This is a genomic window from Pedobacter sp. Bi27 (assembly GCF_918698255.1).
Lineage (GTDB): Bacteria > Bacteroidota > Bacteroidia > Sphingobacteriales > Sphingobacteriaceae > Pedobacter.
Window position 1 is genome coordinate 182124 of sequence record NZ_CAKKMW010000007.1, and the last position, 14179, is coordinate 196302.

Below are 14179 nucleotides of genomic sequence, written 5' to 3' on the forward strand. Positions count from 1 at the left end.
TCTTACAACTATCGCTAGTAGCGAGCGCTTTAAGATTGCTTCGTGCCTCGCAATGACGACCCTTCTTAAAAGATCTGTCAATGGTAGCGGAGTCGATTGCCTTTAATAAATCAAAAAATGGGTCTTCGACTACGCTCTCCGTAGGAGTCCTTTGGACAGACTGACATACGAATAAATTCTGATAAAATTTAAACAGGCTCTAAATTTTGAAAGCTTATCCTTGCGAAGGATTAAAACGGTTGTACATATCCATATCAAAAAACGAAACGGAATTGATCTTATCCGCTTTTAGTACGAGGTCGGTTTTTAACTCATCTGTATTTGCAACCGAGCCATCTTCAATATAACTGGCATAAACCGTTAAATATTGAGTGGTAAAAACCAGTTCTTTATCGTCAGCCTTGCGGTAGCCGCTAAAGGCAGGGGTAATGCGGATATAACTGGTGGTAAAGGGTTTTGGCAGCTCTTTAACCCAGCCAATGTAAAATTTGCCGCTATCCAAGGTAAACTGTAAAAGATGGGCATCAAAAAAAGAAGAACTCAGTAAAAGCTCAAATTCATTTCCTGAAGTAGCTATCGCTCTTTTAATAGCCTTAAGCCTGTTAATGAAAAGATTTGCGATTTCTGTTGCACCTACAGCCACAAATAACGACATGCTCGTGGTTCCGAAATAAGGAGTATGGATAGGGAGTAGTTTACTTAACTGTTCAACGGTTTCAGGAAAAATGGCAATGAATAATCCTCTTAATAAAAAGCATACACCTAAAAGCAGGATGCCTGCAAAAGCAGAATTTAACAGTACACGTTGGTTTTCTAGCCGATATTGTACGTATCTAAGGTATCTGAACCTAATAAGAATGTAATAGCCGCCTACAAGAGGGAATAAGAGCAGGTTAAAAGGCATCTATATCGGCTATTTCTTGTTTTTATCCTTTTCTATTTTTTTGAAAATACTCGATTCCATTAAAGCACCCACCATTTGTCTGATCCTTGGCTGCGCAAAGAAATCGGGGCTTTTAATGTAGAGCTTTCCGCTACTGCTAGAATGGATAATTCCATCAAACTCGCTATCTTTTCTCATATATCAAATTTATATATATTTTTTAAATATCTGAAAAACAATATTCAGTCCAAAAATTTTAGATTTGTTGCATTATATGTGGATGGAGCAATCGTTTTACAATAAACATTGTTTAAATCAGTTTTACTAAAACAGATGCCTGGAAATCTTATAATTAAAATTTTAATTTAGGCTTGTAAATCAAAAATAAAATTAAGATATTTGCATCCTCTAAAATAGAGGTAGAAAGACTAATAGGAAATGTCATAAGCGTTGTTGCCAGCAAATTGCAAAAATGTTCTTGATGCTTTCACACAAATAACTTAAAATAATATTCAAATGAAAAAAGATTTGCACCCAACAAGCTACAGACCAGTTGTTTTTAAAGACATGTCTAACGAATATGCTTTCTTAACAAAATCTTGCGTAGATACTAAAGAAACAATTAAATGGGAAGATGGTAACGAGTATCCTCTTTATAAATTAGAGATTTCTCACACTTCACACCCTTTTTATACTGGTAAAATGAAATTGGTTGATACAGCAGGACGTATCGATAAATTCAAAAACCGTTACGCTAAGAAATAATTTTAGCAACAAAAAGCATTTTTTGAAGTCCCTTTGCCAAAAGCATCGGGACTTTTTTTATTTTTGTTGCTTATGACAATCAATCTTTTTGATGATGCTTCTTGGATGTCCCTACGTCCGCTTACGTTTACTAGGCCTGTGGCCGATTTACGCATAGGAATTTTAACCATTGCCGAGAAATGGGCTAAATATTTAAAAGCCGATTTTGGCTTTCATACCCAAGATTACCTTTCTGTAAAGTTTGCGCCAAAACCCAATGCCGATTTGTTTATAAACGGTTCTGTTTGTCCGGATGAGGCTTTGCTAAACGCTGTAAATAAACTTAAAGCAGGTGAAGTGCTTTACAAAAGAGATGTCATAATCGCATATATCGCAGATCAGCACGACTTAGAATCGGTTAAATCGCTAAAGCCGATAGAATACACAGCTGATTTTATACAGATTGTTTATCCTGAACATATTTTTGGTAATAATCCCGGCGAGATCAGAAAAGATTTTAAATTATTGACCGAAGGACGCAGTTCGGCAAGGTTAAGTGGTACCAATCAGCTACTCGGAGATGATATTTTTTTAGAGGAGGGGGCAAAAGCCGAATGCAGCGTATTTAATAGTACTTACGGACCGATTTATATCGGTAAGAATGCTGAGGTTTGGGAAGGTTCTTTAATAAGAGGATCCTTTGCACTTTGCGAAAATTCATCTATAAAAATGGGTGCTAAAATATATTCAGGTACTACCATAGGTCCGAATAGCCGTGCAGGAGGTGAAATTAACAATTCGGTAATTTGGGGCAACTCTGCTAAAGGCCATGAGGGTTATTTGGGCAATTCGGTAATGGGCGAGTGGTGTAATATAGGTGCCGATACCAATAATTCGAATTTAAAAAATAATTATGCCGAAGTAAAACTTTACGATTACGAAAGCAAAAAAATGCGAAACACCAATTTGCAGTTTTGTGGTTTAATTATGGCCGATCATGCTAAATCTGGCATAAATACCATGTTTAACACCGGTAGTGTGGTTGGTATTGGAGCCAATGTTTTTGGTGCAGGTTTTCCTCCAAATCATATTCCTGATTTTAGTTGGGGAGGCACCAGCGGTTTTGATACCTATAAACTGAATAAAATGTTCGAAACAACAGAAAAGGTATTTGCCCGAAAAAATATAGCTTTCGATGAGGTAGAAAAAGATATCATTACTAAAGTATTTGAATTAACTGAATCGTATAGACGATTTTAATATAAAACCCGATCTGGAAAGATCAACCAAGCATTAAATAATACAAAATGAGAAAAAAGATTGTTGCCGGTAACTGGAAAATGAACTTAGATTATAACGAAGGTGTTTCGTTGTTCAGCGAAATCGTAAATATGGTTAAAGATGAGCGCAAAGGCGATCAACTGGCTATTATTTGCTCACCGTTTATTCACTTAAACAGCTTGGCAAAATTGGGGGGTAACGATGTTAAAATTGGCGCTCAAAATATTAGCGATAAAGAAAGCGGAGCATATACAGGCGAAACTTCAGCTAAAATGGTGAAATCTGTTGGTGCAGAATACGTTATTTTAGGCCACTCAGAACGCAGACAATATTTCGCTGAAAGCGATGCTTTATTAGCTGAAAAAACTAAAGTTGCCTTGGCGAATGGCTTAACACCAATTTTCTGTATTGGCGAAACTTTAGACGAACGTAACAACGGTAGTTATTATGAAGTATTAAAAAAACAGTTGGTAGAAGGTATTTTTAGTTTAACTGAAGAAGACTTCAAAAAATTGGTTATTGCTTACGAGCCAGTTTGGGCTATTGGCACAGGTTTAACTGCTTCTCCAGAGCAAGCGCAAGATATTCATGCTTTTATCCGTAGTGAAATTCAAGCTAACTATGGTTTTAATGTGGCTGATGATACAACCATTTTATACGGTGGTAGCTGTAACCCGGGCAACGCTGCAAGTTTATTTTCTCAGAATGATATTGACGGCGGCCTAATTGGTGGTGCATCGTTAAAATCACGCGATTTTACAGATATTATTAAAGCATTAAATAGCTAAATGCAATACACAAAAGCAATATTTACATTCAAAAGTATCGAAGATTATCAACAGGATCTGCTCATCAGCGATCTTGCCGATCTAGGCTTCGATACTTTCGAAGATAGTGAGGGTGGTTTTACGGCTTTCGTAATCAAAGACAACTTTAACGAGCAGGAATTAAAAGATCTCTTGGCAAATTATAGCGAAGAATTTGCAACCGATTATACTTTAGAAGATGTTGCCGACGAAAACTGGAATGCTGAATGGGAGAAAAATTTTAGTCCGCTGATTATTGATGATGTATGTTATGTAAGGGCAACCTTTCATGAACCTCAGCCATCATATCCGTATGAGATTGTAATCGATCCTAAAATGGCTTTCGGTACTGGTCATCATCAAACGACCACAATGGTAATGCAGTATATTTTAGCGGCTGATTTAAAGGATAAAAATATTCTGGATATGGGCTGTGGTACCGGGATTTTAGCAATTCTGGCTGCAAAACTTGGTGCTAAAAGCTTAATGGCCATTGATTATGATGATATCTGTTACGAAAGTACCATCGAAAATGCTGCGCTTAACAATGTCGACAATCTAAAGGCGCTTTGTGGTAGTAAGGAGGTGATTCCTAACGAGGAATACGATGTTATTTTTGCCAATATCAATAGAAATATACTTCTGGATCAGATTCACCGTTACGCCGAGGTATTGAAAGCTGGAGGCAAAATTTTCTTCAGTGGATTTTATTTAGATCCTGATTTAGGAATGATTACCGCTGAGTGTGCTAAATATGGCATCAAATACGTCGATCATAAACAAAATGGCGATTGGGTTGCGGCTCAGTTTGAGAAAAAATAATGATTGAATGTTGAATGAGAAAATGATTGAGTTTAAGACAATACCCATTCTTTCATTCAACCCTTCTCTCATTCAATAATTAACTTATATGCACATACATTTTATTGCGATTGGTGGAAGTGCAATGCACAATCTGGCCATCGCCTTACATAAAAAAGGGTATCAAATTTCGGGATCTGATGATGTGATTTTCGAGCCTGCAAAATCCCGTTTAGATAAATACGGACTCTTGCCTGCTGAAATGGGTTGGGATGAAAATCGCATCTCAAGCGACCTGGATGCTGTAATTTTAGGCATGCACGCCCGTATCGATAACCCAGAGTTATTGAAAGCACAAGAATTAGGTGTTAAAATCTATTCTTATCCTGAATATATTTACGAGCAAAGCAAAAATAAGTTACGCGTAGTAATTGGCGGCAGTCATGGTAAAACAACCATTACCAGTATGATTTTACATGTGCTAAATTACTATAAACGCGATTTCGATTATTTGGTAGGTGCACAGCTGGCCGGCTTCGAAACCATGGTAAAGGTTACCGAAGAAGCACCGGTGATGATTATTGAAGGAGATGAGTATTTAGCTTCACCGATTGATAGAAGACCTAAATTTCATCTTTACAAGGCAAATGTGGCTGTAATTAGCGGTATTGCATGGGATCACATCAATGTTTTTCCAACCTATGCCGATTATACTTCGCAGTTTGATAAATTTATCGATACGATTGAAGATAACGGAACTTTAATTTATTGTGAAGCAGATGCTGATTTAAATGAAATTGTAACACAATCAAAAGCCAACGTTACAAAGATTGCTTATGCTATTCCAGCGCATGAAATCAGAAATGGAATAACCTATCTGCTTCCAGAAGAAACAGCTTTAAAGATTTTTGGCGATCACAACCTGATGAACCTGAATGCAGCTAAATTGGTGTGCAAACAATTGGAAATCAATGCGAAAGAATTTGATGCCGCCATTTCTTCATTTACTGGTGCAGCTAAACGTTTAGAAGTGATCTCAGCTGATGAATCAACCAACGTTTACAAAGATTTTGCACATTCGCCGTCAAAGTTAAAAGCTACTATCGATGCTGTTAAAGCGCAGTTTACCAATCGGAAATTAGTAGCCTGTATCGAATTGCATACTTTCAGTAGCCTGAATAAAGATTTTTTAAAAGAATATACAGGAGCAATGGATAAAGCCGATGAGGCAATTGTTTTTATAGATATTAAATCTTTTGAACAAAAACGGATGGAGCCTTTTTCTGAAGATGATGTTCAGCAGGCCTTTGCTAATCCAAAACTGAAGTTTTTTAATGATGCAACTAAGTTAAAAGCTTATTTATTGAGCTTGAATTATAAAAACACTAATCTACTCATGATGAGTTCTGGCAATTACGCAGGTTTCGATCTGCCTGAGTTGGCAGCTTCTTTAAAGAGATAGATATTAGACGTGAGATATTAGATATGAGACGGATTCAGATTCTCTATCTCACGTCTAATATCTCAAATCTAAAAAAAAAGTATGAAAAGCATCGGAGATAACATTAAGCAAAGTAGGTTGGCCTTAGGTCTAAGTCAGGCGGATGCTGCTAAAAAACTTAATATTTCTACTCCTGCCTTTTGTAAAATAGAGACAGGCCAAACCGATCTCAATATTTCCCGTTTACTCCAGATTTCCAGAACATTTAAGGTTCCGGTAATGCAGTTGATATCTGGCCAATCTGTAATATCAGATTCATCAGAAGAAGAACTTCTTGCACTTAAAAAAGAACTGATCGAAAAGGAAGAAGAAATTAATAAGCTCCGTAAAAAGGTTATCGATCTGTATGATAAGCTCGGGATATAAAAATCGGTTTATCTGTTCTTTTACTGACTAATTATCATTATAAAACAATAAATAAGAATAAAATTCATTTTTAATTAAATTATTATGAATTTTATTCTAAATATTTATATTTATATAGAATGGTAATCGAAAGCAATTTTAGTTTAGATCATATCGATCTGGCTATACTCAGACTTATGCAGGATAACGCGCGGATCTCGAATGTAGATTTAGCAAAGGCATTGGATCTGGTTCCTTCAGCTGTGTTGGAACGGGTAAAGAAGTTGGAAAAAAAAAATGTAATTACCCAATATAATGCCCGGATAAACCCTGTGGCACTCGATTTAAAATTACTCGCCTTTATTTCAATGAAATCATCTCAAAGTTTGGGCTGTAGTGATACCGCAAACGAACTGGCAAAAATACCTGATGTACAAGAAGTACACGTTATTGCAGGAGATGATTGCTTTCTGATTAAGGTGAGGACAGCAGATTCGGCCTCATTAATGGCTTTACTGCGGGATGAATTTAGTAAGATTCCGAATATTTTATCGGTTAAAACCACGATTGTACTGGAGACCGTAAAAGAGCATCAAAAATTAGTAATTCCTGAAAAATAAGCATATGGCAAATTTAAACAAAACAGCATCGCCGGTAATGGTTTATCTGGCTTTTGCTATCGTATATATTGTTTGGGGTTCTACCTATTTTTTTATTCAAAAGGCCTTGGCGGGTTTTCCACCTTTTATTTTAGGTGCATTCCGTTTTTCTATTGCGGGAGTGCTGATGTTGACTTGGTGCAAGATTAACGGAGAAGATATTTTTAACCTAAAAACCATCAAAATTGCTACTGTAAGCGGGATTTTAATGTTGGGTTTGGGTAACGGAATCGTAATTTGGGTAGAGCAGTTTATTCCGAGCGGTTTAGTAGCCATTATGGTCGCTTCGGCAGCAATATGGTTCGTGATTCTGGATAAATCGCATTGGAAAGAAAACCTTAGTAATAAATATATTATATCGGGTTTGGTAATCGGCTTTTTGGGCGTAGTGCTCTTATTCGGCGATCAGATTGTACAGGCGCTTGATAAACCTCAAAGCAACTTGCAGATTATAGGTATGGTATTACTTGTTTTTGGACCAATAGCCTGGGCTGGAGGATCGCTTTATTCGAAATATCATCCCACTACCGGTAGTTCGGTTTCTGTTAATACAGGCTGGCAGATGTTGATGGCCAGCTTGGCTTTTTTACCCGGAGGGTTTTTCAAATCTGAGTTTAAATTACTCGATTGGGGTAACATACCGCTTGATGCCTGGTTATCTATCGTTTACCTTATTCTATTTGGTTCAATTGCCGCATTTAGCGCTTATGTGTGGTTGTTAAAGGTGCGCCCGGCTACGCAAGTGAGCACCTATGCTTATGTAAACCCGGTAGTGGCTGTTTTACTGAGTTTAACTTTTACCAACGAAGTGATAGGCCTTACTCAGATTATTGGTTTGGTGATTATTTTAGGTAGTGTGCTTTTGATTAATCTGCCGAAATATAAAAGTGCAGGCTAAGTTTTCGGCAAATCGTCATTGCGAGGAGGAACGACGAAGCAATCTTTCAATTAGATAAATACTATCGAATTAAGATTGCTTCGTCGGCTGAAAAAGCCTTCTCGCAATGACGATTAATTTAAAATATCTTACGCATAGTAAGGTGTTTTTTACCAAAGGTAGCACCCGTGGCTTTATGGATAGCAATCATCTGTTCGTTAAAATCACCTACCCAACTCAATTCAAGCTCTTTGTACTGATTTTTAGGAAGTACGTATTCGCCTAAACGGATAAAAAGTACCGATTCCAGGCCATGTTTTTGAAACTTGGGTTTGGTACCCATTACAATTGCCCTCATACGGGTAACGCCCACCCAGCGGCGGTAAGCAAACTTTAATTTTTCAATTAAACCAAGTTTTCCATCAAAGCCTTTAATCATCTGGTTTGCATCTGGAATCAATACTACAAAAGAGGCTGGTTCGCCATTAAAGTAGGCAAACTGGATCAAATGTTCATCCATGATGGGTTCCATACTTTTAAAGCTTTCCTCGAGCGTTTCTTTTTTAATAGGCACAAAGTTTTCGAAATCCTGCCAGCCATCATTGTAGATTTCCATTAAATCATTAATGTATTTGCTCGAATTGGCCTTGCTGAAATATTCGAAAGTATAACCCGGTTTATTTCTTACCCAGTTGGCAATTTTTGTAAAACGTTCCGGGAAGGGGATAGTTAGGTTAATATGGTTGGTTAATTGTTCATATTCGGTAACAAAGCCATATTTCTCGAAAAATTTCTGATAGTATGGAAAGTTATAGTTCATGCCGAAAGAAGGAGGGGTAAAACCCTCAACCAACAGGCCCCAGAAGCTATCGTTTTCACCAAAATTAATCGGGCCGTCCATGGCTTTCATTCCATTTTCGGCTAACCAGGTTTTTGCTGTGTCGAATAAAAGAAAGGCCGCTTTTTCATCATCAATACATTCAAAAAATCCCATACCACCGGTTGGCTGGTCGTAGTGGTAAGCTTTTTTCTCATTAATAAAAGCAGCTATACGGCCAATCAGTTTTCCTGCATCATCTTTTAAAACCCAGCGTGTACATTTTCCATGTGCAAAAAAGGTATTTTTCTCTGGGTTAAAAACATTCTCAACCTCACTATCCAACGGACAGATCCAGTTTTTGTCGTTTTTATATAGGATTTTGGGTGTGTTTAGAAAGTCTTTTTTTAGTGATGAATTGCTTACTGGTATAACTTGCATGGGCAGATTTTAAAATTAAAAAGCATCCTACCAAGCGGGCGGATGCTTTTTCAAATATATGTTATTTTAAATATTAATAGTCGTCGTCGTCATCGTCGAAATTATCGAAGTTGTCAAGATCATCTAATGGCAGATCAAAATCATCATCGTCGTCATCTTGAGGCTTCTTTTTCGTTGTTTGAATATCGTCATCTTCAAGATCATCATCTTCGTCTACCTGTTTCTTGGCAGTCGGCTTAGTTGGGAGTTTCTTTGGCGCTTTCATAACACAAAAATAAAAATTGCTTTTATAGTTTAAAAATACAAAAAAACTTTTTTTAATAACAATCTGGAAGCAAAGAAATTAATTTATTTATTCCACATTTTCTCCAACGGTATTTTCCTCTTTTACGATGTCTTTTAATTGAGGAAGCTGGTTTAAGTTATTTAAACCAAAATAATCCATAAATAATGTGCTTGTACTGTATAGGATAGGCCTGCCTGGCGTTTCTGCTTTTCCGTCGATACTGATCAGCTCTTTTTCCAGCAGGCGTTGTACTGAATAATCTGAATTTACACCCCTGATCTGTTCGATTTCCAATTTGGTTATTGGTTGGCGGTAGGCAATAATGGCAAGTGTTTCCATCGCGGCCTGACTTAATTTTTTCTTCGAGCGGTGTAACTGAAGTTGATTGACCGTTTCATGGTAATCTTTTTTGGTGAGAAACTGGTAACCATTGTTTAAGAATACCAATTCAATGGCAAAATCATTATGGCCATATTTTTCCTTAATCTGCTCTATGCTTTCGAATACCTGTGTTTCGGTAAATTCTTCGTTAAAAACGGCATTTAGGGCAAGTATAATTTCTTGTGTACCTATGCTTTGGCTGGAAGAAAATACGAGGGCTTCGATGTGCCTGGTGATGTTGTGATTGGGCATATACAAAAATAGAATTTTTGGGCATAAAAAAAGCGGTCTCGCTTTTAAAAACAAGACCGCTTTCAACACACAAATGAAACCTGAATTAAGATATAGTTTTAGGTTAGGTTATTAAATATCTATATCAATTCTATAAGAACGTCTTTGATAAACACTATCGTTTATTTCTAACACAAGTTTAAGGCTAAAGCGGGTTCGATCAAGATTCTATTTAGTGAGTGGTATTAATAATTGAGTAAACGGTAAATTTTCTATTTTAACGGTATAGAAATCGATACTGTTGTACCATTTGTGGTATTCTGTCTAACGTTTAAGTGTATAGGTTTTGCTCCAATCTGACCTAAAAGGTGCAATCTTTCTTTGGTTAACTGCATTCCTTTACTAATGTGTGTTTCCTTTTTATCCTTTAAAGAGTTGTCAATTCCGATCCCATCATCAATAATTTCGATGTTAAGATAGAATTCATCTTTCAGTTTAATGTTGATCAGGATTTCGCCACCTGTTTCTTTTGGCATAATGCCATGCCATATTGCATTTTCTACATAAGGCTGTAACAACATAGATGGGATAAAGGTTTCTTCTTTATCAATTTCTTCATCAATATTAAAAATGTATTTTAATTTATCGCCAAAACGGTTCTTCTCTAATTTCAAATAAAGATTCAAGTATTCCAGCTCTTCCTCTAAAGAGATATAACTTTTGGTACAGATCTCCAGGTTCTTTCTGATCAATCTGGCAAAGCCCGTTAAAACCTTATTTGCTGAAGCCGTATTTTGCGTATTGATATAATGCTGGATCGAATTCATCACGTTGAAAACAAAATGTGGATTCATCATCGCCTGTAAGGCTTGTTGCTCGAGCATCAGCACTTTGTTTTTTAACAACAATTGCTCTTGCTCTTTATCTTTTTGCTTACGGGTAATGTAAACAGCCACTTTATAAAAAATATAGGCTACGAGCAGTATCAAAATAGATAAGAACCATAAGCTTTGCCAAAAATGCTTTTTAATGGTAAAAGCGATTTTTGCCGGTTCACCCCAATTACCATTTTGGCTTTTGGCACTCACCTCAAATATGTAATCACCTGCTTGTAGTGAAGAAAAATCTAACCGCCTTGTGCGGGTTTCTACCCAAGCTGAATTCTCATTTAAACGGTAACGATAAGTGATATCACTCGTGGTAAAATCGACTGCACTAAAGGTAAATAGAATGGTATTGTTACCTGTTTCGAAAGTAAAATTACCTTGATCAACCGGCAAACGCTCATTGTCCTTAATAATAGAAGTAACGTAAACCTTAGGAAGATTCTTAACTCTGTTTTTATTGTTGTACTTAAATAGGATCAGGCCTTTGTTTGTTGCAAAATAGGCCGTGCTATCATCAATAAACAAGCTGTTGATGTCATCACTCAAAAGATCCTTACCATAGTCAAAATTGGTCACGGTGAATTGATTGGGATAATCGGCTATTTTGTTTACACCTTTGTTTGTTAATACCCATATTTCGTTGTTTTTTACAAATATTTTGGTGCAGATATTATTGGTTAGGCCATCTTTTTGGGTAATCTGTCGGGTAATCTGCCTATTCTTATAGAAAATTAAACCGTAACCATCTGTTGCCAAAATCAAAGTGCCGTCTGCAAGCTGCTGAATATCGTTTATCCTTTTGGTAAGCAGGGGATGATTTTCGTAATGTTTAATTAATTTACCTTTCGAAAATTGAGACAGCCCATTAATATTCGAAAACCACAAATTCCCTTCGCGGTCGTAAAAAACGTGATAAGATCTGTCTTTAAAAAAATCTTCTTTTTCGCGGTACTTTGCGGCATTAAACTCAAATTTGTTTCTTCTATCCGATAAAAAAACAACACCCGATGAAAGGGCCAGCGCCAAGTGGTCGTTATTCTTGCCAATGCTAAAATGTTTGATTACAAACATGGAATTGTTCGATTCCTTTAAATAACTTACTTCATTCCTGCTGTTATAGATATTTTTGAAAACACCCATTCCATAATCGGATGCAAAATATATCGATTGATCTTTTGGGTCGAAAGTAACCTGTTTAATTGTTTTGTATTTCTTGAAATCGTCTAAACCAATTTCATCAACCTGGTAATTGTTGATGGTTAATACGTCGATTACAGCATCATCGGTACCCAGCCAGAGGCGGTTTTTTCCATCTTTGGTAATGCTTTTAATTACGTTGCTACTCAGGCCCGATTCGGCATCAATGATGGATAAACGGTTATTTGCATTAGGAAGCATATAAATACCCTGATTGGTGGCAAACCACATGTTTTGGTTACTGTCTTTAATGACTTGATTAACCGGTATATCCTGTAGATACTGGACTGTTTTTCCGCTTTTATCTAAAGCAAAGGCACCATTGGCATTCGATAGCCAAACTTCTTTACTGGCAATGTCGTAGTAAAAGTAACCCGACATGTTCTTGATCAGATTCTGAGGAATAGATATGAGATCGTTGATGCTTCCATGTCTATATTGTTTTAAGCCGCCAGCATCTAGGTAAAATAAAGATCTGTGCGTAGAATTAACAGCAGTCATGTAGGAGATGGGCTGCACTTTCGAACTGACCATGGAAAAAGTTTTCCCATTAAATTTCTGTACACTTAAATCGCTATAGGCAAATATGTTACCTTGCTCATCTTCGTGTATAAAGGCATTGATAAATTGATCATTTGGATTAGGCGAAATGTACTTTTTGATCGTTTTTCCATCCCAGCAAACAATGAGGTTGGCATTGGTTCCGAGCCAAATCCGCCCCAGTTTATCTACTAAAAAGGAAACAATTACCGTATTAAAGTTTAGCTTTTTAAGCAGTTCGTCATTATCCTGGTTGTAAAACTTTCCCTCCTTTAAGTAGCTGAGCTGACCATTTAAGGCAAAAAACCACAGCCTACCCTCTTTATCCTCTTTCATCTGGAGGATCTGGGTATCGGGAAGTCCGTCTTCGATCGTAAAATTCTGAAAATTTGTACCATCAAAACGGCTCAATCCATTATCCGTTGCAATCCAGATAAAGCCTTTTTTATCCTGTAAAATGTAATAACAGTTGTTGCTGGCCAGCCCATTTTTAGTATTATAATGGGGAAGGTAAGTGGTTTGAGCAAGCAGGGTTTTTGGAGCGCTAAATAATATAATAAGCCCGAATAAAAAAGCAATAAAAGAGCGGCTGAAGCTTAACTTCAGGATTGCTTTTTCAGCAAATAAAAACACTTTTTTGCCTAGTTTAATGATCACTGTTCGCCTTTGTAAATAATTTTATTTTTTCAAAAAAATCGCTTGCTCTTCTTCGCGAAATATTAATACTTTCTCCATTTTTTAAGAAAACCTGAAGTCCGTTTTTAGAATTATACTCTTTTAAATGGTTAAGATTGATAATGCTCGACTTATGGATCCGTACAAATTGGTCGCCCGGTAAAAGCTCCTCAAATTCTCGTAAAACTTTCGAGACCGTTATTTTATCATGGTTATTTAAGTGTACAATAGAGTAATTGCTATCGGCTTCGATATAAATGATATCATCTATATCAATCATTTTAAAACCTTGGCCATAGGGAAGGGTAAGCTTCCTGATTTCGGATCTTGAGCTTAAACTGGAAGCCAGATTATTGATTCTTTCATCGTTCTCATTCTGACCTTTAAAGCGCTTAATGTGCTGAAAAACCTTATCTACAGCTATTTTAAGCTCATCGATATCAATTGGCTTTAATAAATAATCGAGTGCGTTAGCCTTAATTGCTTTTAGCGCATATTGATCATAAGCGGTAGTAAATATAACTGCTGCATTATGTTTTTGAGCCTCAGGAATTAATTCGAAACCATTCCCTCCGGGCATTGCTATATCCAGAAAGATTAAATCAATAGGATGGTGTGCCAGAATATCTTTCGCCTCCACTACAGATCTTGTAATACCGGTAATTTCTACCTGTGGACAGTTCTGTTGCAGTAAAAAAAACAATGATGACCGGGCAAACTCCTCATCATCAACAATAATGGCTTTTAATGTTGTCATAACTATAGGTTGGTGAATGTATTAAAATGCGCTTATAAAAAAAAATGCAAATCAAAAAAACCAGTGTTCT

The 14179-nt window shown here is 36.6% G+C and carries 15 protein-coding genes; 8 read left to right on the plus strand and 7 right to left on the minus strand.

All coding sequences use genetic code 11. From position 1 onward, the window contains the following. Positions 1–214: 214 nt before the first annotated feature. Together LQ227_RS21600 and LQ227_RS21605 are read right to left on the minus strand one after the other, a co-directional pair. Positions 215–904 (minus strand): hypothetical protein, encoded by a 690-nt coding sequence (locus LQ227_RS21600; protein WP_230146034.1) that lies wholly within the window; start codon positions 902–904, stop codon positions 215–217. 9 nt (positions 905–913) lie between these two features. Then, positions 914–1081 (minus strand): hypothetical protein, encoded by a 168-nt coding sequence (locus LQ227_RS21605; protein ID WP_157258143.1) that lies wholly within the window; start codon positions 1079–1081, stop codon positions 914–916. Positions 1082–1399: 318 nt separating this feature from the next. Here LQ227_RS21605 and LQ227_RS21610 point away from each other — a divergent pair, with 318 nt between their 5' ends. The 8 genes from LQ227_RS21610 (at position 1400) to LQ227_RS21645 (ending at position 7918) form a co-directional block, all read left to right on the plus strand. Beyond that, entirely contained in the window at positions 1400–1648 is a 249-nt protein-coding gene (locus LQ227_RS21610; protein WP_025142617.1) for a type B 50S ribosomal protein L31, read from the plus strand. Positions 1649–1720: 72 nt separating this feature from the next. Next, positions 1721–2887, plus strand: a complete 1167-nt coding sequence (locus LQ227_RS21615; protein ID WP_230146033.1) for a putative sugar nucleotidyl transferase — start codon at positions 1721–1723, stop codon at positions 2885–2887. Between the two features lie 47 nt (positions 2888–2934). Then, complete coding sequence (tpiA, locus tag LQ227_RS21620) at positions 2935–3696, plus strand: triose-phosphate isomerase (RefSeq protein ID WP_132396929.1); 762 nt, start codon at positions 2935–2937, stop codon at positions 3694–3696. Next, positions 3697–4536: a 50S ribosomal protein L11 methyltransferase gene (gene prmA, locus LQ227_RS21625; protein ID WP_230146031.1), complete on the plus strand. Its 840-nt coding sequence runs from the start codon at positions 3697–3699 to the stop codon at positions 4534–4536. Positions 4537–4624: 88 nt separating this feature from the next. Further along, complete coding sequence (gene murC, locus LQ227_RS21630) at positions 4625–5977, plus strand: UDP-N-acetylmuramate--L-alanine ligase (RefSeq protein WP_230151032.1); 1353 nt, start codon at positions 4625–4627, stop codon at positions 5975–5977. Positions 5978–6058: 81 nt separating this feature from the next. After that, on the plus strand, positions 6059–6382 hold the full coding sequence (locus tag LQ227_RS21635; RefSeq protein ID WP_230146029.1) for a helix-turn-helix domain-containing protein: 324 nt from the start codon (positions 6059–6061) through the stop codon (positions 6380–6382). A 119-nt stretch (positions 6383–6501) separates the two neighbouring features. Beyond that, entirely contained in the window at positions 6502–6981 is a 480-nt protein-coding gene (locus LQ227_RS21640; RefSeq protein ID WP_230146028.1) for an Lrp/AsnC family transcriptional regulator, read from the plus strand. A 4-nt stretch (positions 6982–6985) separates the two neighbouring features. Continuing rightward, a complete protein-coding gene (locus LQ227_RS21645) occupies positions 6986–7918 on the plus strand; it encodes an EamA family transporter (RefSeq protein WP_230146027.1) in 933 nt (310 codons plus the stop codon). 118 nt (positions 7919–8036) lie between these two features. Here LQ227_RS21645 and LQ227_RS21650 read toward each other — a convergent pair whose 3' ends face one another. The 5 genes from LQ227_RS21650 to LQ227_RS21670 all read right to left on the minus strand — a co-directional run bounded on the left by LQ227_RS21650 (position 8037) and on the right by LQ227_RS21670 (position 14109). Further along, positions 8037–9155: a GNAT family N-acetyltransferase gene (locus LQ227_RS21650; protein WP_230146026.1), complete on the minus strand. Its 1119-nt coding sequence runs from the start codon at positions 9153–9155 to the stop codon at positions 8037–8039. Between the two features lie 73 nt (positions 9156–9228). Then, entirely contained in the window at positions 9229–9420 is a 192-nt protein-coding gene (locus tag LQ227_RS21655) for a hypothetical protein (protein WP_230146025.1), read from the minus strand. 87 nt (positions 9421–9507) lie between these two features. Then, positions 9508–10074 carry an SMC-Scp complex subunit ScpB gene (gene scpB / locus LQ227_RS21660; protein WP_230146024.1) on the minus strand — a complete coding sequence of 189 codons (567 nt, stop codon included), beginning with the start codon at positions 10072–10074 and terminating at the stop codon, positions 9508–9510. A gap of 251 nt (positions 10075–10325) precedes the next feature. Next, entirely contained in the window at positions 10326–13334 is a 3009-nt protein-coding gene (locus tag LQ227_RS21665) for a two-component regulator propeller domain-containing protein (protein ID WP_230151034.1), read from the minus strand. Beyond that, positions 13324–14109 (minus strand): LytTR family DNA-binding domain-containing protein, encoded by a 786-nt coding sequence (locus LQ227_RS21670; protein WP_230151038.1) that lies wholly within the window; start codon positions 14107–14109, stop codon positions 13324–13326. The genes LQ227_RS21665 and LQ227_RS21670 overlap by 11 nt, the downstream gene beginning before the upstream one ends. Positions 14110–14179 lie beyond the last annotated feature (70 nt).